The sequence below is a fragment of the Candidatus Neoehrlichia procyonis str. RAC413 genome, assembly GCF_000964795.1.
Taxonomy (GTDB): Bacteria; Pseudomonadota; Alphaproteobacteria; order Rickettsiales; family Anaplasmataceae; genus Neoehrlichia; species Neoehrlichia procyonis.
The window spans coordinates 21,651-47,657 of the sequence record NZ_LANX01000001.1 but is presented as its reverse complement, the minus strand read 5'-3'; the positions used below and the strand labels follow the sequence as shown (position 1 = coordinate 47,657).

Annotated in this window: 13 protein-coding genes; 8 read left to right on the top strand and 5 right to left on the bottom strand. The window is 27.2% G+C overall.

The genetic code is table 11. The features are described 5' to 3' along the window. Positions 1-425: 425 nt before the first annotated feature. From NLO413_RS00140 to NLO413_RS00130, 3 genes are all read right to left on the bottom strand, one after another. Positions 426-1,646, bottom strand: a complete 1,221-nt coding sequence (locus tag NLO413_RS00140; RefSeq protein ID WP_045808549.1) for an MFS transporter — start codon at positions 1,644-1,646, stop codon at positions 426-428. 2,012 nt (positions 1,647-3,658) lie between these two features. Then, a complete protein-coding gene (locus tag NLO413_RS00135) occupies positions 3,659-6,316 on the bottom strand; it encodes a PD-(D/E)XK nuclease family protein (protein WP_045808548.1) in 2,658 nt (885 codons plus the stop codon). Positions 6,317-7,366: 1,050 nt separating this feature from the next. Beyond that, positions 7,367-8,956, bottom strand: a complete 1,590-nt coding sequence (locus NLO413_RS00130) for a peptidoglycan D,D-transpeptidase FtsI family protein (RefSeq protein ID WP_045808547.1) — start codon at positions 8,954-8,956, stop codon at positions 7,367-7,369. Between the two features lie 121 nt (positions 8,957-9,077). On the opposite strand from NLO413_RS00130, the gene hemB reads away from it, so the two are divergent. Continuing rightward, positions 9,078-10,064: a porphobilinogen synthase gene (gene hemB / locus NLO413_RS00125; RefSeq protein WP_045808546.1), complete on the top strand. Its 987-nt coding sequence runs from the start codon at positions 9,078-9,080 to the stop codon at positions 10,062-10,064. 7 nt (positions 10,065-10,071) lie between these two features. Then, the gene (nadE, locus tag NLO413_RS00120) at positions 10,072-11,571 is read left to right on the top strand and encodes an NAD(+) synthase (RefSeq protein ID WP_045808545.1); all 1,500 of its coding nucleotides are present in this window, start codon (positions 10,072-10,074) and stop codon (positions 11,569-11,571) included. Positions 11,572-12,195: 624 nt separating this feature from the next. On the opposite strand, the gene mutS is transcribed toward nadE, so the two are convergent. Then, positions 12,196-14,625, bottom strand: a complete 2,430-nt coding sequence (gene mutS / locus NLO413_RS00110) for a DNA mismatch repair protein MutS (RefSeq protein WP_045808543.1) — start codon at positions 14,623-14,625, stop codon at positions 12,196-12,198. Between the two features lie 158 nt (positions 14,626-14,783). On the opposite strand from mutS, the gene NLO413_RS00105 reads away from it, so the two are divergent. From NLO413_RS00105 to NLO413_RS00090, 4 genes are all read left to right on the top strand, one after another. Next, complete coding sequence (locus NLO413_RS00105) at positions 14,784-15,980, top strand: hypothetical protein (protein ID WP_045808542.1); 1,197 nt, start codon at positions 14,784-14,786, stop codon at positions 15,978-15,980. Between the two features lie 14 nt (positions 15,981-15,994). Further along, entirely contained in the window at positions 15,995-16,336 is a 342-nt protein-coding gene (locus NLO413_RS00100; RefSeq protein ID WP_045808541.1) for an HIT domain-containing protein, read from the top strand. 940 nt (positions 16,337-17,276) lie between these two features. Continuing rightward, a complete protein-coding gene (gene dapA, locus NLO413_RS00095; RefSeq protein WP_045808540.1) occupies positions 17,277-18,161 on the top strand; it encodes a 4-hydroxy-tetrahydrodipicolinate synthase in 885 nt (294 codons plus the stop codon). Between the two features lie 433 nt (positions 18,162-18,594). Further along, a complete protein-coding gene (locus tag NLO413_RS00090; RefSeq protein ID WP_045808539.1) occupies positions 18,595-19,767 on the top strand; it encodes a phage major capsid protein in 1,173 nt (390 codons plus the stop codon). 829 nt (positions 19,768-20,596) lie between these two features. Here the strand turns inward: NLO413_RS00090 and NLO413_RS00085 are convergent. Continuing rightward, positions 20,597-23,338, bottom strand: coding sequence for a 2-oxoglutarate dehydrogenase E1 component (locus NLO413_RS00085; RefSeq protein ID WP_045808538.1), 2,742 nt, complete (start codon positions 23,336-23,338; stop codon positions 20,597-20,599). A gap of 763 nt (positions 23,339-24,101) precedes the next feature. On the opposite strand from NLO413_RS00085, the gene NLO413_RS00080 reads away from it, so the two are divergent. Both NLO413_RS00080 and NLO413_RS04740 read left to right on the top strand, forming a co-directional pair. Next, positions 24,102-24,923, top strand: coding sequence for a DUF2163 domain-containing protein (locus NLO413_RS00080; protein ID WP_045808537.1), 822 nt, complete (start codon positions 24,102-24,104; stop codon positions 24,921-24,923). 62 nt (positions 24,924-24,985) lie between these two features. Then, positions 24,986-25,507, top strand: coding sequence for a C40 family peptidase (locus tag NLO413_RS04740; protein WP_052690353.1), 522 nt, complete (start codon positions 24,986-24,988; stop codon positions 25,505-25,507). Positions 25,508-26,007 lie beyond the last annotated feature (500 nt).

The following is a 26,007-nucleotide window of genomic DNA, read 5'->3' as shown; positions in this document are numbered from 1 at the left end:
AAAAGTAAGTTTTTAATAGGTATCTTATGCACATTATATCATAAAAACCATTATTATTAAAATTAAACTTACCTAAATGCATAATTCAAGATAATAATATTTTGTTTATCACAAAAAACTTAGCACATTTTATACCATGCATTTCATAAAATGATAAAATACTACAATGTATAATAGCAACGATAAATAACTAAAAATCAAAAAAACACTTTATTATTTCTGAGAAAAATATCTCTTTTACAAAATCTAGAATTTAAACGTACTTAATTAACTAGGAGTACCATACTTACATAAGCATTACAACATATAAATTCTTAACTTTCTAAACAAGCATATATTACAAATATTCACAACTAAATTATAATCATTTTATAAATTTTACTTAAATCTAACCAATACCAGCCTGATATTTTAAAATTAATAACTTAGTCTTTGACTTGCACATTCAAGCTTTCCTTACAAGCAAACATACAAATAAACACCACAACAACCCAAAACATAATATAAAAAGCAGGAGCTGCCTGTACTTTTATCACATTCGATAACCATAAACAAATTGCCGGTGCAATCCCACCACTAATATGTGAAATATTATACACTACTGAAAAGCAAGTCTGCCTAACATTAACAGGAAATATAAAAATTACAATAGGAAATACTATTCCAAAATATACAGCATTCAAAAGCATAGCTGCAATACATGCAAAGAAAAAATTGTAAGACATTAAGTAAAAAGTTGGATATACAAATACCATGACTATCAATAGCGTTAATAATTGCAATGACCTGCTATTTTTAGTACCAATAAAATATGCAGCACAATAATTACCAATCATAAAAATGCCCATTAGTATAATGTAATACATAGTACTAACATTACGTGGAATATCTATATACACAAAAACTAAATAAAAGAGTGCTGAAGCTAAAGAAATAATACTATAAGCTAATAAACAACTTCTCTTATGAGAAATAAATGTTTCTATAATAGAAAAAGATTCAGGCTTTTCCGCTTTTGTATATTCTAAATATTGATAACTCTCCCGCATTAATTTACGTAAATATGGAATTAATAAACTTATTAAAAATGCGACAAAAAACGGTATCCTCCATCCATAAGATAGCATTTCATATTCCGTAAGAAAGTTCTTACATAAACTAATAACAAAATATGCTAACACACCTCCACACACTATAGCAATACCATGTAGAGCAGCTGCTATCGAAACTTTATCACGTTTCACATTTTCTGCAATAAGCACTAATCCTCCTACTTCTCCAGACATAGCTAATCCCTGAAGTAAACGTATTATTACAAGAATTACGGGAGAAATAATACCTATATTTTTAGGAGTTGGTAAAAGAATCATACAAATCATAGAAAACAAGAATAACCTCATTGACAACATCAAGGCAACTTTTCGCCCTTTTAAATCACCAATGTAACCAAATAACAGGGCACCAAAAGGCCTGACAACAAATGATATAGCAAAAGTTCCCAGAACCGCTAATAAATTCAAGTAATAACTGTGTGTATAGAAAAACACCTGCGCAAGAATTGTACTCAGCTGAGCATATACTATAAAGTCATAGCTTTCAATTATAGCACATAATAATACGGATATTGTAACTCTATTTCTTAACATTAAGCATAAAATAATAAAGAACTACTACAGCCTAACATAATCAAAAAAAGCTATCAAATCAACAATAAAATACATTTATGGTCTCCTATTTGCTAAAAACTTAGATATAACCCCCTTAAATTGATGGCATACTTTAAGTTATCTGTATTATTTTCATAATCCATTAACTAACAATATTTAAATTACATAATAATAATTACATTTAAACACTTATTTCCAAAATTAGAATATTAAATCAAAATTTAACAAGAAGCATGTAATCAAATTTGCCATGTTTCTTTTTATGAAAGTTCATAGTTTTTTTACTACCAAATCACTATGCTTAAAAAACTCTTTCATTGCTAAAATTTCATAAATAGCCCATTTGCAATAACACACTAATAATGCAAAACTTATTTTAAAGAAATCCCCCAATAATATCTAATATAAATTCTAAAATATATTTTCAGAATTTGCACATGATACGTACTAAAAAATACATAGATGATGTTTTTTTGTACTTTAAAATTCTGTTCTATTTATAAATAAGCACCAAAAAAGCTAATAATAACCCATAATACAAAATAGGAGTTGTTTGTATTTTTGTACATTTGATAACTACAAGCACCACAATATAAGTACTTCACCAATATTTCATAATATTACAAGTCATGAAGAAAACTTTCTAATATTTGTAAAAAATATAAAAAGCAGCAGAAAAAACTACATAATACATAAGCAATAAAAATTATAACTATAATACAATAACAGAAAAATTTATAAAACATTAAATAAAAGTTGAATATACAAATATTAATTATCGCTAATTAATTAACAATTGTGCTATTTTGCAGTTCTTAGTTCCAATTAAAATATGCATAACTATACAATACTTATCATTATAGTATATTAGTTCATTACTTTATTATAGCATTATATGTAAAAGTCTATATAACCAAATTTAATAAACTTAAACAATATTAAAAACTAGCAAAAACTTCCCTTATTACAAATAAGCATTCTTAAAATTAAACTAATAGGATAGTCCTATGATTATTTTGCTTTTATAATTATAAATTTTGACAAACTTTCTTTCATTAACTTACGAAACATGAAAGTAATAAACTAATTAAAAACACTATAAAAACAGTACTCTCCATCTATAGAAAAGCATTAGAAATGTATTTCATGTTCTGGCAGAAAGCTCCTATACAATATACTAACAACATTAACACATTATTTCTCCATACCAAGTAAAAGCTATGCATAGCGATATTACCAGAACTGTATTTTACTTTATACTTTCATAAAATAAATCCATCCATTCTTCCAGATATAATTAATCCTCTCCATACTACTAGAGTAGTAGTACCCTATATTTTTAGAGTTCTGTAAAGAAAGCTATGCAAAAAACAAATATCATACAATATAAAAAATACTCTCCTGCCATTTATATGGCTAATATAATAAAAATAGCATGACACCCAAATCTTACAAAACGATACAGAAAAAGTTTTAAAGCTATAAAATTCAGATAATTACTTATTTAGTAAAAAACACTTGTCCAATAATATCAAGATAAGCACATAATAATACATATACTATAACCTTATTTAATACGAATGTATAATTTCATTCCCTACATAATAAATACAAGCATCAATTACAATGTAAATAAACATACGCATAGCAGATAAGAAAAATATGTAGAATAAACTTAATAGCATATTCTAATACTTATATAAAAGTTAAACAATTGCCTATAAACATACTTTATAACCATATTATTGATAGTTCACTGATAATGCTTACCATCAAATATGCTAGCAATCAAACAAGTCCATATATAAAAACATATTAGTTTTTTATAATACAGCACCATATACCTGTATGAACTCACCAAATTTATTTAAACCTTTTACCGTAAGTTCATTAATGTTAAACTTTTTTTTAATTATTAATATTCGTTTTACATCTATCAAATATGATAAAAATTTCACTAATCGCTATCTGCAACGCTTACATTAAGCTTATTATCTTAACTTTATATTACACCTTCTCATTAAAAGCTCATAATCCTTATATCTTGATAAGTTACTGTTGCTTATAGCAGGAAAGAACGGTATTTCATCATGTAAATATGAATTCAAAAATTTGTTTAAATTTTCCGCTGTAGAATTCATTATGCTATAAAAATTTTTTATAGGAACTATCAGCATTTGTTCTGCGTCTATTTTCCAATACGCTAAATTAGAAATCTGTTTATTTGTACTATGCATTACAGACAATGCTTGTATTATTACTTGTGGAGCAAAACCATGTTGTATATCAACTTGTAAAGGAATACTTCCAGTTTTGTAATCAACAATTGCAATTCTTCCATCTTTTAAATATTCAACTCTATCGCATTTAGCAACTATACTAATATTAGAATTTATATTCCAAAAAAATTTTTTTTCTACTTCAATAAATTTAATTTTACTTTTCCTTTTAATATCAATATTAAAAAAATGATCAGCAATTTTTTTAAATTTTGGCCACCATATACTTTCAACATATATACAATTTCTATATAAACTTGCAAATTCGCACTCTGCAATCTTTAAAAGCAAATTATAATTACTATCAATACCAACTTGTGATAAATATTTCTGAAATATTACATGTACAACAGTACCAAAATCTTTAGATGATAATTGAACATTAATTTCCCGTATAGGAATAATATTCAAAATATTACGAACATAAAAAACATAAGGATTATGTATTAAATCATCTATAGATGTGGAAGTAATAACATTAAAAGTTTTTAACCTTACTTCTAGATTTGGATTATAGATAGAATTATTGCATGATTCGGTTTTTATGCTACAAAATGTATCACAATGTTTTTTATTATCGTTTATATAACAATCATACTCTTTAAGTAAGATCTTTAAGTATTTGATTAACAAAGGCTCTTCAGTAACCTTACCAAAAGATCTTACTGATCTAGTAATATAAACTTTTTTTGTGTATAATATGCTGTACAAAATATAATTAAAATATCCATCTTGTTCATCAGTTGATAATAGCCCCAATTTCCGACGCATAGAAGCATTTAAAAATGTACTATAGTTATAACAATATTCCCCTTCATTAAATCCTGCTAAAATTACTATTTTTTCACTCACCATATTAACATTAGATAATTTATTAAAAATATCACAAGAAAAATAATTACCTAAAATTAACTTTAAAACTTCCCTATATCTTTCCAAAGAATAGATTTTTATATCTTTTAGTACACTTTTAAAATAAACAAAAAATTCTTCTATCATAGCAATAGCACACCCTTTATTCTCACTTACCAAACAACGAACACATAGCATATGTGCAGCCAGTATATTATCAAGTGACTGATTACTCACTGTAACTAAAGGTAATAGTGCTACTGTAATTTTGCTACAAAAAGGGCTTAAAAAATCACAAACCTTCCCCATATTGTCAAAATTTACATCCATATTCTGTCTTACTACCTGTAACTCAAACTCTTCCAGAAACATATTATATTTATCTACTGTATAACCTAGCCTTACAAAAGGATGTTTAAGTAACGACAACAATGATAATGAATTATTAAATAAAACAGCATCTACTACATAAAGCAAAAACATAGGTATTAAATAACCATTATTGTTACCAACTTGTATATTATCAATATTTAATATTGAACTTATTCTTCTTGTTAAAGAATCGTTACTAACAAAAATTTGAGCATTTTCGTGTAATTTAATAAGATCATAAACTATATACGCTTCTTCTTCTTCCGATACACAAGTTATCAATTCAATATTACTAGAACTGGTACTGTGATTGTAATTTAATTCGTAAAATGCCATATTATAATTAAATAACTTTTCAATAATAATATTATCATTTCTATGTCCTAACTGTTTTATATCTTTTCTTGCAATTTTTAATTCATCAATTACGTTTTTTATAATATACTGATAGTGCTTTTTATCCAAAACTTGCCAGTTTTCTTCTGAAATATCAAGATTCACATACGGTAATATAATATCATTATCTATAAGTGTCCGTATCGCACATATAAAATATAAAAATAATTTACTACAATCTACTCCAGCCAAAATAACCTTACAATTTGAATCACGATTTTTCCACTGACATATTAATTCACTAATATAAAAGTTTATACTGCTTACAAAATCTACATCAACACTACATTCCAATTCCAACTTATGTGCTAAATAACAAAGAAACTTTGAAGCTTTTTGCCAATATTCTGAACTCTCTATAGCAAACAAATCTTTTAAAGACTCAAGTCGTACGCAATTAACTTGCATCTCATTCAATAAAGACAACAACTCATTACTTAAAGACACCGAATAATTATCATTATTTTCCTTGTTCCATAATTCTATAAATTGCATCAAAAGCAGTAATTTTCTCATTGGATCAATAGTACTTCCATATAGCATAATCAGCTTATTCTGAATTTCAGCAAATGACATAATAATAGTATTACTCATGTCATAATTTAATTTTAATAGTACAGCAGTAATAAATTCTACATCATATTCGTCTGGTACGATAATTATTGCATTATGTTGAGTTAAAATATGATGAGCTACCACATCTAAAAACGACTCGCTACAATGAACTGTAAATACTTGCGAATTAACCATTTTAAATACTTTGATTATAACTATGATATGTTCACTACTTAAGATCAACAACCTCATAAATCTATTTTACATATTTATCTCAAGTAAAAAATCAAAAACTATTTGCATAAATGATTTATATCATCATATTAAATTTTTTGGCACTAATAGCTCATCAATATATATCACTACTGGTGGCAGTTAAGTGTGAAATGCATTAATTATAAACTCAAGAAAAGTTAATGATGTCCCGTATATCTTAAATATATATATAAATATCTGGAAAAACAATATTACTTCATGCTCACCATGTAATAGAAAGCATTACCTATATATAGGAAAGCAACTAATTTAAAGAATGAAATTCTGCCTCAATACGCAATGTAATAGTAACAATTATGTTTTAAGTAAATTGATAATCTACTAAAATACTACAGAAAAATAATTATTTAAAATTAACTTTAAAACTTCCCTATATCTTTCCAATAACGTTTCTTAATTATAGTTCTAATTACAAATAAGTTATTAACAATTATTTAGTAATAAGCAAAAAATACAATACATTCGATAAATTTAGATAAAATCACACTATACCTTTTAATCTTAAGCTTAATAATTAAATAATATAATTATTTATAGTCTTAAAACATAATGCTCCAATACTATAACTATTAATATCTACAAGAAAATTAATAATTAGTGAACTCTCATTTCAAAACATCACAAATAATTCTTATAATATCATTGTAAATAAACAAGTTAAGCTTGTAACATAGCATAGATAATTATAAATAATTCATAAATACCTTTTAAACATATAGTATATTCAATAATTGCTTCGTTATCTTAATGTTATCATATGTGATACATTCACATCTTCTAGTACCAACATAACACAGCAAAAATAAAAGCATTTATAAATACCATATAGCTACTACTCTAGTATAAGATTAACTTTATTAAAAATAAATACTACTCAAAAATATTGTAACACCACACAAATCTTAAAAATCACTATGCTATTCATCAACAAATAAATCTAATTAATAAACATTATAGCTATTACTATAATTACATATTTGGGGCTATATCTAAAATATGAGCTGTCCTGTTAATAATACTACTCACTACAGGTGCTGCTACTACACCACCTGTTACTTTAGACCCATGAGGCTCGTCAATTAATACCATTATCATATACTTAGGATACGTTATTGGAAATGTTGCTATAAAAGAAGATATATTAACATCCCTTCTATATTTACCATCAATAATCTTTTCTGCAGACCCTGTTTTTCCCCCAACTAAATACCCATGAACATCTGCTTTTGCTCCTGTACCATGTTTAACTGCAAATCTTAGCAATTTTCTAAGTTCATGTGAAGTTTCTTGACTAACAATTCTCTTTTTGTTACCATTTGTTTTATTAAAAAGTAACGTTGCTTGGCTCATAATACCATTATTTACTAGTCCAGCAGCAGCTTGTATAATATGCAATGGTGTTACAGCAATGCCATACCCATAAGATACAGTTATCATTGTACTGTCATACCACTTTTTTGGAACTATAGGCATAGCTTTCTCCGGTATTTCTATACTTAAATTAGAAAACAAATGTAGCTTCTTTAGATACTCAATTTGAATATCTTTCCCCAATTGTGTAACAATTTTAGCCATACCTATATTTGAAGACTTAGCAAAAATTTCCTTAACAGTTAATATAGATTTATTAGATCGATACAAATCTTTAATCTTATATTTTCCAACACGAAAAGGATTTGATATGTCATATGTGTCATCCACTTTTATTTTTTTTGAATCTAGAGCACTGGCTATAGTAAATAATTTAAATATTGAACCTACTTCATATACTCCAACACTAACCCGATTAAATTTTTGAGTATTAACAGCTTTTGATTGATTATTAAGATCAAAATCAGGTAAACTTACCATAGATATAATTTCACCATTTCTAACATCCATAACAATTCCCAATCCACCTAAAGCTTGATATCTATTTATTTGACGAATCACTTCCTCTCTAACAATATTTTGCACTCTCATATCTACTGACAATTTCAGTTCACGACTATTTAAGTTAGTATTATCAATATAGTGTTCAATACCGGAAATTCCTTTGTTATCTGTATCAACATATCCTAATACATGAGAAAATAAATTACCTTGAGGATAAATACGTTTTTCTTCATAAATTAAATGAATCCCTGGAATTCCCAAAGATTTAATTTCCAATTCTTCCGCAGTACTAATATTACGATCTATCCACACAAATTTCTTTTTTGAAGTTAAAAGACGATATATACGTGAATACGTAGCATTTTTTAAAATTTTCACTATTTTTTGAGCAGTATTTTCAGGATCATAAATCTGACTTGCATTAGCAAATACTGATGCTGTCAGTAAATTAGTTGCTAAAATATTTCCGTTTCTATCTAATATTATAGGTCTACTATAAGTTTTTGTATTCTTTATATTATCACTAACACTTTCTTCATGTACTAACGCTAGACTTAGCATACGGATAATGATCATTATATAAAAAACAATAAACGGTATAGCAGAGTAAATTAAACGTGCCTTGCTTTTACATAACACCTTTTTCTTAATGTCAAAATTATCAAAAATATCCCTTTTTACCATAAATTTAAACGCTATCCTACAGTTCACAATTCAAGTATTACAAGAAAATATTGTAAAAAATAAAATTTGTCATTATATAAAAAATGTGTAATATAAATGTTATGCTATATAATACTAACATATGACATTTCCAAGTATTAGGTTACGACGTAAACGTCTACATAGGTGGTTACGTAATTTACTACAAGAAAATTCATTATCTATCAATGATTTAATATTTCCATTATTCGTGCATGATGAAGATAAGGAAGTAATACCAATAGAAGGATTAAATCAAATAAAGCGCTATTCTATTTCACAAATTATCAATATTGTACAAGAGGCTAAAAATTTAGGCATTAACGCTATTGCATTATTTCCTGTAGTGAATAATCAGCTAAAATGTGAAGAAGCACAAGAAGCATATAACCCAAATAACTTAATATGTAATACAATAAAAGCTATCAAAGACGTAGTTCCAAATATTGGTATCATTGCTGATGTCGCACTTGATCCTTATACTCCTTCCGGGCATGATGGAATTTTTATTAATGGAAAAGTAGACAACGATGCAACTATACCGGTTTTATGTAAGCAAGCTGCAATGTTAGCTGCAGCAGGATGTGATATAGTGGCACCATCAGATATGATGGATGGAAGAATTAAAGCAATAAGAGAGTTTTTGGATAATTGTTCCTTTCAAGATACATGCATTCTATCTTACGCTGTAAAATATTGTTCCAGTTTTTATAACCCTTTTCGTTATGCTGTAGGTTCTCGTAACACATCACAAACCATAGATAAAAGTACATACCAAGTAAATATAGCAAATGTTAACGAAGCACTTATCGAAATTCAAACGGACATTGATGAAGGTGCTGATATAATAATGATTAAACCAGGAATGCCATATTTAGATATTATTAATTCTGCTAGTAATTTATTTAAAGTACCAGTTTTCGCATATCAAGTTAGTGGAGAATATGCAATGATAAAAGCTGCAGCACAAAATGGATGGTTAGATTACGATCAAGCAATATATGAATCATTAATAGGCTTTAAACGTGCAGGAGCAAAAAGCATAATTACTTATGCTGCTCTAGAGTTAGCTAATATTATAAATTCTTAAAAGACTTATGGCTAAAATATCAGTTCTAATAGCACAGTTAAATTATAACCCAGAAGATTTAGATTACAATTATAAAAAAATACTAAATACATATATAGAAGCTCAACAATCTGCAGACCTAATATTATTTTCTCGATATGCAATGTCAGGATATATAGAAAATGAACCAATTTTGTCCGGTAATTTTCTTTACAATTGTACTCAATATATACAAAATTTAGCTTTACAAACAAAAAATCAAAAAGCATCTATAATTATCGGTAGTGTTATCAATAGGAATAACTTTTTACATGAAATTATCTATTTTATTCAAAATGGTAACATTAAGGAACTTACTTGTACCCCTATTCACTATCAAAATACTAACAATAATGTAATACTATACGTAAAGCAAATACGTGTATTACTATCATTCAATTGTAAAATAGATGATGATTTAAATGCACAGTTACTTCTAATTATGGATAACACTCCTTATAGACAATCACTTCATAAAAACTACAACGATATTTCTAGTAACAAACCTATAATATATATAAATTTAGTAGGAGGTTATGGGAATCGTGTATTTTATGGAGGATCATTTATTTATAATAAAAAATTTTTTTTTTCTTTAGGACTATGGAAAGAAAATAAACAACTCATTTACATACCTAACCTGCAAAGTAATGGCATAACCCACACAATTAGCAATAATTCTTCTTCACATTATCAAGCACTCATGCTTTCACTTAAAGATTATACATACAAAAATCACTTTACCAATGTGTTACTAGGTATGTCTGGTGGCATAGATTCATCATTAGTAGCTTCTATTGCATCAGATGCGCTAGGACCTAATAAAGTATATGGATTTATGTTACCCACACAATATACATCTAATAGTAGCATATATGCTGCTAAAGAATGTTCTGTCAATCTTGCAATAAATTACAAGACATTATATATAGAAAACATTTTTAAAAGTTCACTGATAAGTTTACAGGATATTTTTATAAATTTACAACAAGACATTACTGAAGAAAATCTTCAATCCAGAATTAGAGGATTAATCTTAATGGCAATTAGTAATAAATTCAAATTCTTATTACTTTCAACAGGTAATAAGTCCGAATTATTAACAGGCTACACAACTTTATATGGAGACATGTGTGGAGGATTTGCACCTATTAAAGATTTATATAAAACTCAGATTTACAAACTAGTTCATTGGCGAAATAACAATATTCCTGAAAATAGTTTATGTCAAAAAATTAACATAATTCCTAATATAATAATAAATAAACCTCCCTCTGCTGAGCTTAATTACAACCAAAAAGATCAAGATACACTACCTGAGTATTCTGTTTTAGATTCAATACTTGAGTTATTAGTTAATAAAAATTATTCTAAAGAAGAAGTCATAAATCAAGGATATAAAGAACAAGTTGTAAATTACATAATATCACTGGTACAAAAATCTTCTTTTAAGCATAAATTATCGGCAGTTGGTCCTTTAATATCATAATAAAACCTTATATTTCCTTAATAACTATCTAAAAATTTAGTATAAAGCCATAAATAATTAACTATTAGACTTAAACATGCTTTATATATCACTTATAATACAATTTAATATAAATAAGCTAAACCTTATGTTTATATTGGTAAATTACCCAATAAATTATATAATTAGCACTCTATTTACTCTCGTAACAGAAGATACATTTACACACATTAACTATGCAACAACTTATTCTAATAGTATTATTTTATGCATAGTATTGCATATTTCTCAAGAATATGCTATATTAATTTTTAAAAAATTAATCTTTTACAAAGAATAAGTAATATTACCTAATTCTCTCAAAGGATTCACCTTATGCACTTTTTATAACTAATAAATAATCCTCTCCCCCCCCCTATACAGATAACCAATAATTTATCAATTAGTATTAATAAATACTTAACAAAAAACAAATCCATGCATAAAAAAGTATTTAATAGTTCAAAAATAAACTTATCTCCTAATAATTTAGCATATTTCCTGACAAATAATGATTATATATAGATAGGTATTATTCTTCTATACGTATATTAACTTAACATATAATAAGTATTAATGCATTATATTATACATCTGTATGATAATTCATAAAACATCTTCTAAAATTAGATCTTTGTTTTTAGTAAGCTTTTGCATTAAATACTCTGCCCTATTTAAAATAGATTTTGGAAATCCTGCAAGTTTTGCAATATGTATACCATAAGATCTATTTGTAGATCCAGAAACAATCTCATGAAAAAATATTACCTTTCCTTCCCATTCTTCAACTCTCATACAAAAACACTGAAGGTTTTGTAAATAGCAATTTAACTTAGAAAGCTCATGATAATGTGTAGCAAAAATAGCCCTACTTTTATTAATATCATGTATATGTTCTGTAACTGCCCATGCTATTGACAATCCATCATATACTCCTGTACCACGACCTATTTCATCTAAGATCACTAGGGATTTATCTGTTGCTTGGTTCACTATTGATGCAGTTTCTGCCATCTCTACCATAAAAGTAGAATATCCAAGAGCAATATTATCAGAAGCACCAACCCTACTAAAAATCTTATCAATAATACCTATATGAGCATAATCAGCAGGTACAAATGAACCCATATGAGACAAAATTGCAATCAACGCATTTTGCCGTAAAAATGTACTTTTACCAGCCATATTAGGTCCTGTAATTAAGCACATTCTTCCTTCTCTTTTAAGGTTAATATCATTAGCTATAAAATGACTATTAACTTCAACTACAGGATGACGGCCTTTCCTTATATTAAATTCATAACTATCATCAATAATTGGCCTAACATAATTATTTTGTATAGCTAATTCTGAAAATGATGACAATAAATCTAGTTCTGCAATAACATAAGCAATAGAACTAATAACATGGGATTTTTCAACAACTTGTATACATATTTCACTAAAAATTTGAATTTCTAAATTTACTGCCTCATCATGAGCCATTGTTATTTTATACTCTAACTCTTTTAATTCATTAGTTATATACCTTATTCCACTAACCAAGCTTTGTTTATGTATAAATAATTCATCTTTTATATTATAAGTAGGAGAAACTTCTACATAATAACCTATTACATTGTTATGCAATATTTTTAAAGTATTAATTCCAGTTATTTTACGATATTTATCACACAATTTTTTAATCAACTCATTGCTATTATTTTCAATATATACTAATTCTAATAAACGCGAATTATAATTTGGATTAATAAATCCTCCATCTTTAACATTATTTACACTATTTTCAATCAAAGCTTCTGTCATTAACTTTAATAAATCTTCATATCCACTTAACTCATGAACGAACCTTTTAAACAAATTATTGTCTATCTTCTCTACTAATTTTGACAATTCATTAGCCGCACATAATGTTCTCTGCAAATTATATATATCTCTTGGCGAGCACTTAGAAAGCTTAACTCTAGTTAATATACGTTCTAAATCTGACACATAATGTAAAATCTTTCTTATACTTTTATTTAACTCTTGATTATTAACAAAAATTTCAACTACATCTAATCTTTGATTAATTGTATGTGAACATATCATTGGCGATGATAAATACCTTCTTAATAATCTACTACCAGATGAAGTAATTGTATAATCTATTACTGACAATAAAGATCCTTTCTTTTCACCAGATTGCGTACAAAATAACTCTAAATTCTGTAAAGCAGCGCCATCAATAAACATAAAATTTTGCCTTACATAAGCTTTAGGATATTCAAGTTTTGGTAAATTATTTTTCTGCGTTATTTTGACATATTCTAATAATGATCCACAAGCAGAAATTTCTTCTTCCAAAAAATTACCCAATCCTTTTAAAGTTTTGATCTCATATACATCACATAAAACACTACAAGCCTTATTAACACTGAAAAAGCTATTTGAATGACGAGTTAATAAAAACTTATGTTTCTTCAATATCTTTAATATATCTTCTGTAAGTGCCAATTGATCAGAAATCAAAAGCTCTTTTGGATTAATACGCATTAAATCACTTTCAAGGTTATCTAAGTTTGTAGCATGGAAGTAAAATAACCCTGTAGATAATTCCATCCAAGCAATAGCATATGCACTATTTACACAAACAACACAAGCTAAATAATTATTTTCATTAGCTTCCAACAATGAATCTTCTAGCACAGTACCAGGAGTTATTATTCTCACAACGTCACGCTTAACGAGTTCCTTATATCCCCTCCTTTTAGCTTCTTCTGCAGTCTCCAATTGTTCGCAAATAGCAACTTTATATCCTAATTTTACCAATTTACTTAAATAAGACTCACTACTATGAAATGGAACACCACACATTGGAACACTTGTACCCTTTTTTGTTAAAACTATATTAAGTACCTTTGATGCTTCTATTGCATCATCAAAAAATAGTTCATAAAAATCTCCTAATCGATAAAATAATAAACATTCTTGATACTGAGCCTTTAAAGCAATATACTGCTTTATTGTTGGAGTTGCATTTTTATAATCAATCACTGTTTACCTATAATTAATACTTTTCATGATATTGTATTAGTATGCTATGTGTTATAACACAAAGAGCAATGCATTTATAATGAATGATAGCCTACTTATTTTCATTGCATTTTAAATGCTTAATATTATAATCTAGTAGTTAATTAGGTATAATTATAATGGCTATAAATTTAAAAACAATGACAAAAAAGGTAAGTAGTACTTTAGGTTCTGTATTAAATGCTACGGGAGCAGTTATTGGCTCTTTGGGAACTCCTATTTATAGTAAAAAAAATATTGCAACAGTAGTGAATTATATAAGGCAAGTTCTTCCTGAACCTTTAAAATCTTATAACAAATATTTTGATGTACAAATTTTAAGTAGTCTTCATAAGAGAGGTTTTGCTCAAAACCAAGCAACTTTTCAAAATAAGGATGTAATATCTTTTAAAATACCTGAACATGCATTATCAAATCAAGGTGTACAGTTATTTGCTACTATTTTACAAAGCGATACAAAAAAAGCGACCCGCGCCCCATATGAATCATTCGATCCATTATATGCCGCATTAGAACGTATAGATGATAAAACAACAAGGGATGATTGCAGTAAATTACTACAAATTAAAACCATACTTGAAAATAAAGGTGGTTCAATAGATGTTGAACAAAACGGCACTTACAAGCAACATATTACCATGTATATAAATGTAGCAGGTAAAACAGAAAAAAATATAGAGGACGAATTATCACAAATTTTTGCCATACTTAGAATTAAAGATAAAAAGTTAGTTAAAAGTGTAGCTAAAAGATTATATCAAGAAGAACAACAACGCATAAGCTCACCAAGCAATAATAATACTTTATCTGAAAAAAAGCAATCTGATGAAGAACAGGATTCACTAAGTACAAAAAAGGATTCACAACAGCAAAGTTCAGAACAAGATGTAGTTTCTGGTGCATATCAGTCAAAAACTCATAGTCTATCACAGCAAGCCCCAGAAAATAATAATGCTGTATCAAATAGTTTAGAGCAGGATGTAGTTTCTGGTACACATCAGTCAAGAACTCATAGTCTACCACAACAAGCATCAGAAAATAATAATGCTTTATCAAATAGGGATTTCTGCTTGGCAAATCAAAGTAATTTATTTGCAAATACTTCTCAGTCACGCAGTATACCAGAATTGTGCAGCCGGCAGGAAGAATACCTGCATCATACCCGGGAAGATTTTTCACATCTTCACAAGCAGATATTACCTCTTACGCAAGGGCTTACGGGAATCTCTGAAGATACTAAAAGTTGCTCAACAGGTTTGTTAACTCCATCACCTGGCTCTACATCTAAGTTATCTTCTTCTCATAGTTTAAGTTAAAAGGTTATACCTCAGTGCAAAACATCAATTATAATAATAATAATGTTTTTGCAAAAATTATTAGAGGAGAGCTTCCTTGTAAAAAAGTTTATGAAGATGAATTTATATTATCATTTCATGATATAAATCCTGAAGCACCTATTCATATTTTAATAATTCCAAAAATCCAATGTATATCTTATGACGATTTTATGGAATCCTCTCCTGAAAATATTCTACATTTATTCAAAATAGTAAAAAAAATTACACATCAGTATAATTTACATAAAACTGGCTATAAATTAATTACAAATCATGGAAAAAAAAGTGGACAAATTATACCTCATTTTCACATACATCTATTAGGATATAAGTAAATCTGTTTATAAAAGTCCCTTTCTATAAAGCTTTTTTTTAGTTTATAGCATAAACTTAATATAGTAAATGCAACATAACTTATCTAAAAAATATTATTATTACAATAGCCAGTATTTCCTTATTGCGTTTTAATTTTTAATATAACATCATATGTTTAGTTTTTATATGTAACTACTAATAAATACACAAATAAAGTATATTACTTTAATATAAAGTATCAATTTCTTATCAAAAAAAAGAACCTTGTAAAAGTACTATAAGTATTAATTTCTAAAATAATTGCACATATTTCACCAATTTATACTTTATCTTATAAATTTCAACAATTTATGTATGTAATTTTTATATTAAAAAACATTCAATACAATATTAAGAAAAGTTATATATTCAAATGTAATAATATTAGTATTTCACTATCATAACTTTAAAGCATATATAACAATAATATGCTTTCAAATTACGATTTTTTTATTAACTTTTCATCCTATTATCTAACGCATCAAATATAAACCTAATAATATCTATATCAACATACACATAAATAACAGCCTAATATATTATAAAACATAGTAAATTAAGCACTATAATACTTTTAAGAGTTACATATAAAGATAACTCACTAAATCTCAAATTCATTACTCATAAAATTTATATATACATAATTAAACAATTTTTAATACTACAATTAATTAACTTAATTAGTTAAAAAAATATCAATTCCTTTTTATTAACTTAATAACTAATAATAATTTATAGCAAAAATTGCATAAATACAGGTTACACAACTTAACACCAAGCACTTAACCATACATCTAATAAATAGTGAATATCTCTTATTAAAGCTTTATAGCAAACTAGCTTAAAACAAAAAATTAACTCCATTGACAGCTATATTGATATGTAATAGGCTTGTGCTTAATAATAAATGTTTAGATAAGTATGAAATTACATGGTGTATTTACAGCACTAGTTACTCCTTTCAAAGAGGACCTATCTTTTGATGAAGAAAAATTTTCCAGTCTTATTGAATGGCAAATTAATGAAGGTGTTCATGGCCTTGTTCCATGCGGTACAACTGGTGAATATCCAACCTTAAGCTTTAAAGAATATTGTAATGTTATAACATTATGTATTGCAGTCACTAACAAACGAGTTCCTGTTATAGTAGGTACAAGTTCAAATTGTACACGTCAAGCAATCAAAAGAACTTTATTTGCGCAGTCGGTAAAAGCAGATGCTGCATTGGTAGTTATTCCATATTATAATAAACCTACTGAAGAAGGGGTGTATCAGCATTTTAAAGCAATACATGATGCAACTAATATTCCTATAGTTATTTATAATATACCAAAAAGGTCAGCTATTGATGTATCAGATTTTACACTTTCAAAAATTATAAATTTATCAAGAGTAATTGCAATCAAGGATGCAACAGGAGATATGAATAAGCCACTAAGTTTAAAGTCATTAATTAATAAAAAAGAGTTTTATTTTCTATCGGGTGATGATAGTACAGCATTAACTTTTAACGTTCATGGAGGTTCTGGATGTATATCTGTTATCTCGAATGTTGTTCCTAAATTATGCTCAAAAATGCAAAATGCTTTTTTATCTGGCAATTTTCATACAGCATCTCAAATTAATAATCAACTATTCAGCTTATCACAAGTATTGTTTTGCGAATCTAACCCTGTACCAACAAAATATGCCTTAAGTCTTATGAATAAAGTATTACCACAAGTACGTTTACCACTAGTAATGTTACAAGATGTAAACAAACTTAAAGTTAGTAATACACTCAAAGATTTAAAAGTAATAACTTAAGCTTATTAGCTTTAAAATATACTTACAACACAACATTCAAAATACATATAAGCTGAGCACAATGTTCAAGAAAATTGATGCTGCCAAATATACAATCTTGTGTATAAAATTATAGTAAATATTATCTTAAACAGATTTTACAATATATAAACACATTCTTACTATAGTAGATAGCACATAAAATATAAAAACAATCTATAATTTATAATAATTCAAACCTTATACTCTACATTTAATTAAAATTAAACACATGCTTTAACACAATAATTAAATATAATATCATTACAATATCAAAAATAATATTTTTTGCTTTACATAACCATGTAATAATCCTTATATTATAGGAGGCATAGCATTCTTGGCACTGCTAAAGGCACTTTTTAATACCCAAAAATCTTAACTCAATTCATACATACTCTCAAAGGACTTAAATATGGAAATACTAGAAATTCAAAACAATGTTAATACCCTTATATCTTCATGGCAAGAATTTCAAAAATCAACACAAGATAAAATGTCAGAGCTTGACAAAAAATATATTACAAATTCAGTACTAACTAAAAAATTAGAAATAATTGATAATGAATTTAACGAACAAAAAGATCGATTAGATAAGTTAGAAGTTATATCAAATCGCATAAATATTAATGATAAAAATCAAGAAAGTTTCGAATACAAGTCACTAAAAGAATATATCCATAAAGGACATACTACTACATTAACACAAAAAAACATTAATCATTCAGATTATGCATATTTTGTACCACGTGAAATTTCAATGCAAATTGATAACAATTTAGCTAAAAACTCAATCATGAGACAATTATGCTCTGTTGAAAAAATATCTAGCGATAGCTTAGAATGCTTCATTACAAACAATCAAGATACCTTTGTTGGCTGGAGAGATGATACTAAAGAAGAATCTATAAAAACAAACACACAAGCTCCTAAAATTAATAAGAAAGTTATATATTTATATGAATTATATGCTCAACCACAAATTACAAAAAAGCTTTTAGAAGATTCATCACTTGACATAGGAAGTTGGTTAATTAATTATCTAGTTGACGCCTTTAGCAGAACAGAAAATAAAGCCTTTATATCTGGAGATGGAATTCAAAAACCTTCTGGAATTATATCTTCAATATCTGATGAAGATAATGAAGATGCAGTACAATGCATTACATCTAATAAATTAGATAGTGAAGCAATTATTAAACTATACTATTCCTTAGATGAATACTTTGCTGCAAAAGCAACATTCATAATGCACCGAAGTGTTATACAAGAAATTAGATCCCTAAAGTCTTCTTCTGGTCAATATATATGGCAACCAGGATTATCTGCTAGTCACCCCGAAACTTTAATGGGTATCCCTATATATCAAACATCAGATATGCCATTAGTCACCTCAGAATTTCCAATAATTGCTATTGCTGATTTTAAAAGTGCTTACAAAATTGTAGAAAATCAAGATATTAAGATTTTACGTGATCCTTTTACTAATAAATCATGTGTAACATTTTACACAACAAAACGCGTAGGGGGAGATATAGTTAACAATGATGCTATTAAATTATTAAAAATTAAAAAAACAACATCATAAATATTCGTTATTCTCTTAATTAATAACAAATAAATTAACTTCATATTGTAATTTTAATTGCATATTCTCCTAATTACTTTTATAACACCAATTTTATTATTTAGATTATTATAAAACATGAGAGTACATTGTATATGCAAAAAATACTTTGTACTTACCATATCACTCTGTCAAATAAGTACTCACTATATGCTCATTCCAAATACGAAAGAAATGCATTTACTAACTTTATCAATAAAAATTTATTTACAAAATTCTTTAAATAAATTTTCAATACCATATTATATTTGCTTTAGTGAGTACTGTAAAAATTCGTAAATTTTTGTAAAAACACGCCATACATTAAACTAGCTAAGAATTCCTCATCAATTACCTATAATATTATTGTATTTCTTTACTATTATGAATTGTATCGGGTACAAACATAAAATATTATTATCACTTATGCTTAAGCATTGTTTTTAGTTATTAAATTAGCAAATTGCTTATATAAATTTTATAGATTCATAAAGCATACAAATTGACTCTTAAAAAAATAAGCTAATTTCATAATAAGTTATTCATCTAACAAAAGTGTCAAAATATGCTATACTACAAACAGCAAATATTTGCTTTCAAAAGAAGCCATTATACAATAAATTTACACGATTAAATCCACTTTTTTTCTTTAAATAAACTATCTCCACTCTATTATCATACTAAATACACACTTACATCCGATACCATAAGTAAAAATATAATACAACTATATAGTTAACTTACAAAATCGTAACAAGATAAACAAAAATATTAAATATTATAACTAAGTGTTATATTTACTCCTAACAAATTAACTCAATACTTTAGAAATGATATCCTGCTGTTGCTTTAAGTGAACATTTATGTAACCAGAAGCTGGGGCTGCTGATAAAGGACGTGCTATACATTCAGGACGATTATAACTAGCTTTCATATTTACTAAAATTCTTTCAAGATACGAATTAACAAAATTCCATCCTCCCATATTTACAGGCTCTTCCTGACACCATATTACCTTTACATTAGGATATTTTTTTAACTCTTCAGCAACCTGCTGTTCAGGAAAAGGATAATATTGTTCTAATCTAATTAAAACTATATCATTAATATTGCTTGTGTTTCTAGCATCATAAAGATCATAGTATATTTTACCACTGCAGATTATAACTTTTCGAACATTACTTACTTGACTAACTTCACCAATCACTGTACGAAACTTACCTTCAAAATCAGACAATCTAGAAACAGCCATTTTATGACGTAATAGAGATTTTGGAGTAAAAACAACAAGCGGTTTACGAAAATTTCTATGTAATTGTCTACGTAATACATGAAAATAGTTTGCAGGAGTTGTACAGTTTACAACCTGCATATTATCCTCTGCACATAACTGCAAATATCTTTCTATTCTTGCTGAACTATGTTCTGGCCCTTGTCCTTCATAGCCATGTGGTAATAATAGCACTAAACCACTTGACCTTAACCATTTAGTTTCGGCAGAAGAAATAAACTGATCAATAATAACCTGAGCTCCATTAGCAAAATCTCCAAACTGTCCTTCCCATAATACTAGCGTATGTGGAGAATCTAAGCTATAACCATAGTCAAACCCCATCACTGCAAATTCTGAAAGAGGACTATTAATAACTTCAAAATTTCCTTGCTCCATTCCTAAGTGATTTAAAGGAATATACTGTTCTTCTGTAACTTGATCAACTAACACTGCGTGTCTATGTGAAAAAGTACCACGCTCACAATCTTCCCCTGATAATCGAATATTAAAATTTTCTCCTAATAATGAAGCATATGCTAATATTTCACCCATGCCCCAATCTATATTATTACCTAATTCTACTGCGTGAAGACGGGCTGATAATAATCTTGATACTTTCGTATTAACTTGAAACCCACTAGGAATATTACTTAACGCTTGAGCAAGCAATAATAACTTATCTTTGCTCACCCCTGTATTTGCAGAAAACATACTATCATCATAATTGCAAGGAACAGGCCGATACAAATTATTCCAACAACCTTTAAACCAATCAGCTTCTTTAGGCGTATAATTCGCAACATTGTTAAAATCTTCGTCAAGCTTATCACGAAACTCCTTTTGTAATGAAGTCACATCTTCTACAGTTACAATATTACTACTTATTAATTTTTCAGAATAAACTTTCCCTACAGTTTTATGCCTAGAAATGAGGTTATACATCAATGGTTGAGTAAACATAGGCTCATCTCCCTCGTTATGTCCATAACGTCGATAGCAAACTATATCTATAACCACGTCTTTCTTAAAATTATTTCTATATTCCATAGCTAAATCTGTAACTAAATAAACTAGCTCTGGATCATCACCATTAACATGAAAAATAGGTATATTAATCATTTTTGCTATATCTGAACAGTAGCGAGAAGACCTAGCATTTTTAGGGCTTGTAGTAAACCCTACTTGATTATTCACTATAATGTGTATAGTACCCTGTATATCATAACCAGATAACTTACTTAAAGTACAACTTTCAGCAACTACACCCTGCCCAATAAAGGAAGCATCTCCATGCATTAAAACAGCCATTACAGATGATTTATTATTAATTTTATCCTGCTTTGCTTTAACTCTTCCCATAACAACAGGATTTACTGACTCCAAATGTGAAGGATTAGGAGACAATGATAAATGAATCGATTCATTACCCACTTTACGATCACAAGAGTATCCCATATGATATTTTACATCACCAGATACTTCTAAGTCACTAGGATAAGCAAAACCTCCATTAAACTCGTGCATCACAGCAATATAAGGCTTTTGCATTACCTTCGTTAATACAGTCAACCTACCCCGATGAGGCATACCTAATACAATTTCAGAAATGCCAAATCCTGCAGCTAAGCTAATAATTTTTTCAATAGCAGTAATTAAAACATCCCCTCCTTCTATAGAAAATCTCTTATATCCTGGATGCTTTACATGAAGAAATTGTTCAAAAACTTCTGCCTCAAGCAAATCCTTCAGTATCTTTCTTTTTTCCTGTGCTGTTATTAATTTTTTTTGTAAATTTTCAATTTTACCCTGAAGCCAATATCGCTCTTCATGATTCTCAACATGCATGAATTCAAATCCAATTTTATTGCAATAAATATTTGTAAGCTCATTAAGTATATCATTAAGTGAAGGATTGCTTAGTCCAAGAACATCATGAAAAACTTCATTCTTTACATTGCTTAAATCAATATATGTACTATAATCAAGGCTATGTTGAGTATTCATCCTTAAAGGGTCAAGATCCGCAGCAGTGTGACCATAAGTTCTAAAAAAATTTAATAATTCTAAAATTTTATAATAGCATTCTGTCGCTCTATCGCTTTCCTTAGTTTTGTAAGCAGGCTCCTTACTATCATTTTGTTTTAACATTAAATTAAAAGATGCTTTCCAATGTTGAGAAAGAGACTCATCACCTTGTTGATAACGTTGATACAATTCTTCAATAAAATCCACACTATCACTAAATAAATAACTTAAATCATTTTTTTTATTGTCTAACATGCATTAACCTTTTTTCATCGTTTAACATGCATTAACCTTTCAATATCAATATCACTCATACAAGATTTAATGCTATAATAATATTGTATTTTATAAAAATCAATTCTTTTAACTTACAAAAGATACAATGAAATACTAAATACACTACCTATCCATAATATATAAAACTACTATAATTAGAATATAATATACGCTAATACTTATTATAAGCATTGTAAATGCTACATCAACCCACAATACACAAATAATCCTATAATCTACAAAAGAAAACGCTTTATAAAGAACCTATCATAATTGAAAATACACATAGATATCTACAACCACATCAATATCATATAATTTTAAACACCCCAGTATCCTTCCTAGCAAAATCTTCAATAGCAATTTTGCAAACTTTAATTTCCTAGCAAAAAAACTTTCTCATATCCATTCAACATTACAGACTATCCATTTTTTTCCCTAAAAAATACTTTTTGTATTATATTAAACATTATAAAAATATTAAAAAGCTCTTACAATAATTCACATCAAAATATATAAATACACATTAAAATACATAATATATTACGCATATACTTTTATAATTATTAAAGCATACAATTCATTTATCAATATTATATATAATGCGTAGCTATAAAATATAATGCTTCCTCAATAAACTTTATATTAATATAATGACATAATAAACTTTGTATTAAAAAAAAGCTTTACAACATAATTTTATACCAACCAAACATATTATCTATACCTACTATCTATTTACATGAAGATCATAAGTAAAAAACTCAAATCACATCTTGCACAAAACATTATCACCATTGCACACTGCTGGCAAATCATACTAAAAGATAACTCAATCATAGGATTTACAGATCATGATAAAAGTTTAACTATTAACAATATCACATATCATGCAAAATCAGGAACACACATACATCCAATAAATTTTAACATTATATCTGAAGGACAAACTAAAATAGAAAGTGTAATTGATAGTGCTCTTATTAATGAATTAGATGTTATACACGGAAAATATAATTCATCAAAAGTAACAATATTTATTGTAAATTATGAAGATATATCCCAAGGCACTTTAATATTATTTACTGGAATGATACATAAAGTTATATTAAATAATGGAAAATTTATTGCAGAATTAAAAGGATTATCCGATATTTTATCACAAAATATTGTAGATGTATTTTCTCCACAATGCAGGGCACAATTTTGTGACAATCAATGCAAGATGAAAGAAGAAAAATTTACTATTACTAGTTCAATAACAAATATAATTCATAGCAATATGTTTGAAGATATAAATCTTCCATATAATGACAATTACTATAAATATGGATCTGTAACATTCTTAACTGGAAAAAACTCCAACATATCAATAGTAGTAATAAATAATAAAAATAAATATATTCAATTAGTAAAATCACCTCCATATTCCATGCACATAAGTGATACATACTCTATTATTGCAGGATGTGATAAAAACTATACAACATGTCATAATAAGTTTAACAATAGCAAAAACTTTCGTGGTGAACCACATATTCCAGATGTTAATACAATATACTAAGCTAGACTATAAAAACGTACCATCACATACATAAAAATCAACTACATAATAAACTTTGTAAAATGATGAATTTTATCACCCGCAAACATATTATCAAAACAGCACGAAAATGGATTGGTACACAATTTCATCATCAAGGAAGACTTAAAAAAAATGCTAAATGTCAAGGAGGATGTGATTGTTTAGGATTAATAATAGGAATTGCAAAAGAACTAAACATACAATCCAAAACTAATTTACCTTTACACTACTTTGATCAAGTAAATTATAGTTTGACCATAGAAGAAGATCTAGAAAAAAATACTATATATAATAAAATACAACATTTGCTAGTACACAAAGAAACATTATCTGCATTACCAGGCGACATATTATTAATAAAAATACACCACAATATTTGGCATTTTGCAATATTGAGTTATCATCATAAAATAATTCATACATCTACAACAATACAACAAGTAACAGAACACAAGCTGTTTCCTAAGTGGTATCACATGATTGCATACGTATTTTCATTTCCCTTTATTTATGAAGATCACACTAATTATCCAACACTTTATTATTATAACACTAAACATTAAGCAAATTAATAGGCTATAAAAGTCCTTTATTCTGCACAACAATAAGTTTCTTTTGTAGTTCGTATTGGACCTAGTTCTGAGTATAACTTTTCTGAGGCTTTTTCTCTAATATGACAAGTATTAAGGATAATGACATTTTATTATAAATAAATTTAATTATCTTCTCCTTACAAAACAAAACTAATTACCCTCAATACATAACACTAACACACTTCAATGCTACAATAGAACGTAAATTCTTTTCTTTTAATAAGATCATACAATTACAATACTAATATTTATATTACTACCCATTATATTTTAGTATCACATTAAAATAATTAACTTTATACTTATATTATAATAAAGCCTACATTCATTATTTAGTCATACTAAAAAATAGGTATACTACCAAAGTCAATATTATGTACTTATATAATCTACTTTAATCTATTTATAACAACATTTACATAAAATAATATGGATATATAATTCATATAAATATGTACACAATTGCTATG

Excerpts from the sequence above, each read along its gene's own strand:
- NLO413_RS00105 (WP_045808542.1), top strand. The coding sequence starts at position 14,784 with ATGGCTATAAATTTAAAAACAATGACAAAAAAGGTAAGTAGTACTTTA.
- dapA (WP_045808540.1), top strand. The coding sequence starts at position 17,277 with ATGAAATTACATGGTGTATTTACAGCACTAGTTACTCCTTTCAAAGAG.
- NLO413_RS00140 (WP_045808549.1), bottom strand. The coding sequence starts at position 1,646 with ATGTTAAGAAATAGAGTTACAATATCCGTATTATTATGTGCTATAATT.
- hemB (WP_045808546.1), top strand. The coding sequence starts at position 9,078 with ATGACATTTCCAAGTATTAGGTTACGACGTAAACGTCTACATAGGTGG.
- nadE (WP_045808545.1), top strand. The coding sequence starts at position 10,072 with ATGGCTAAAATATCAGTTCTAATAGCACAGTTAAATTATAACCCAGAA.
- NLO413_RS00080 (WP_045808537.1), top strand. The coding sequence starts at position 24,102 with ATGAAGATCATAAGTAAAAAACTCAAATCACATCTTGCACAAAACATT.
- NLO413_RS00090 (WP_045808539.1), top strand. The coding sequence starts at position 18,595 with ATGGAAATACTAGAAATTCAAAACAATGTTAATACCCTTATATCTTCA.
- NLO413_RS00130 (WP_045808547.1), bottom strand. The coding sequence starts at position 8,956 with ATGGTAAAAAGGGATATTTTTGATAATTTTGACATTAAGAAAAAGGTG.
- NLO413_RS04740 (WP_052690353.1), top strand. The coding sequence starts at position 24,986 with ATGATGAATTTTATCACCCGCAAACATATTATCAAAACAGCACGAAAA.
- NLO413_RS00135 (WP_045808548.1), bottom strand. The coding sequence starts at position 6,316 with ATGGTTAATTCGCAAGTATTTACAGTTCATTGTAGCGAGTCGTTTTTA.
- NLO413_RS00085 (WP_045808538.1), bottom strand. The coding sequence starts at position 23,338 with ATGTTAGACAATAAAAAAAATGATTTAAGTTATTTATTTAGTGATAGT.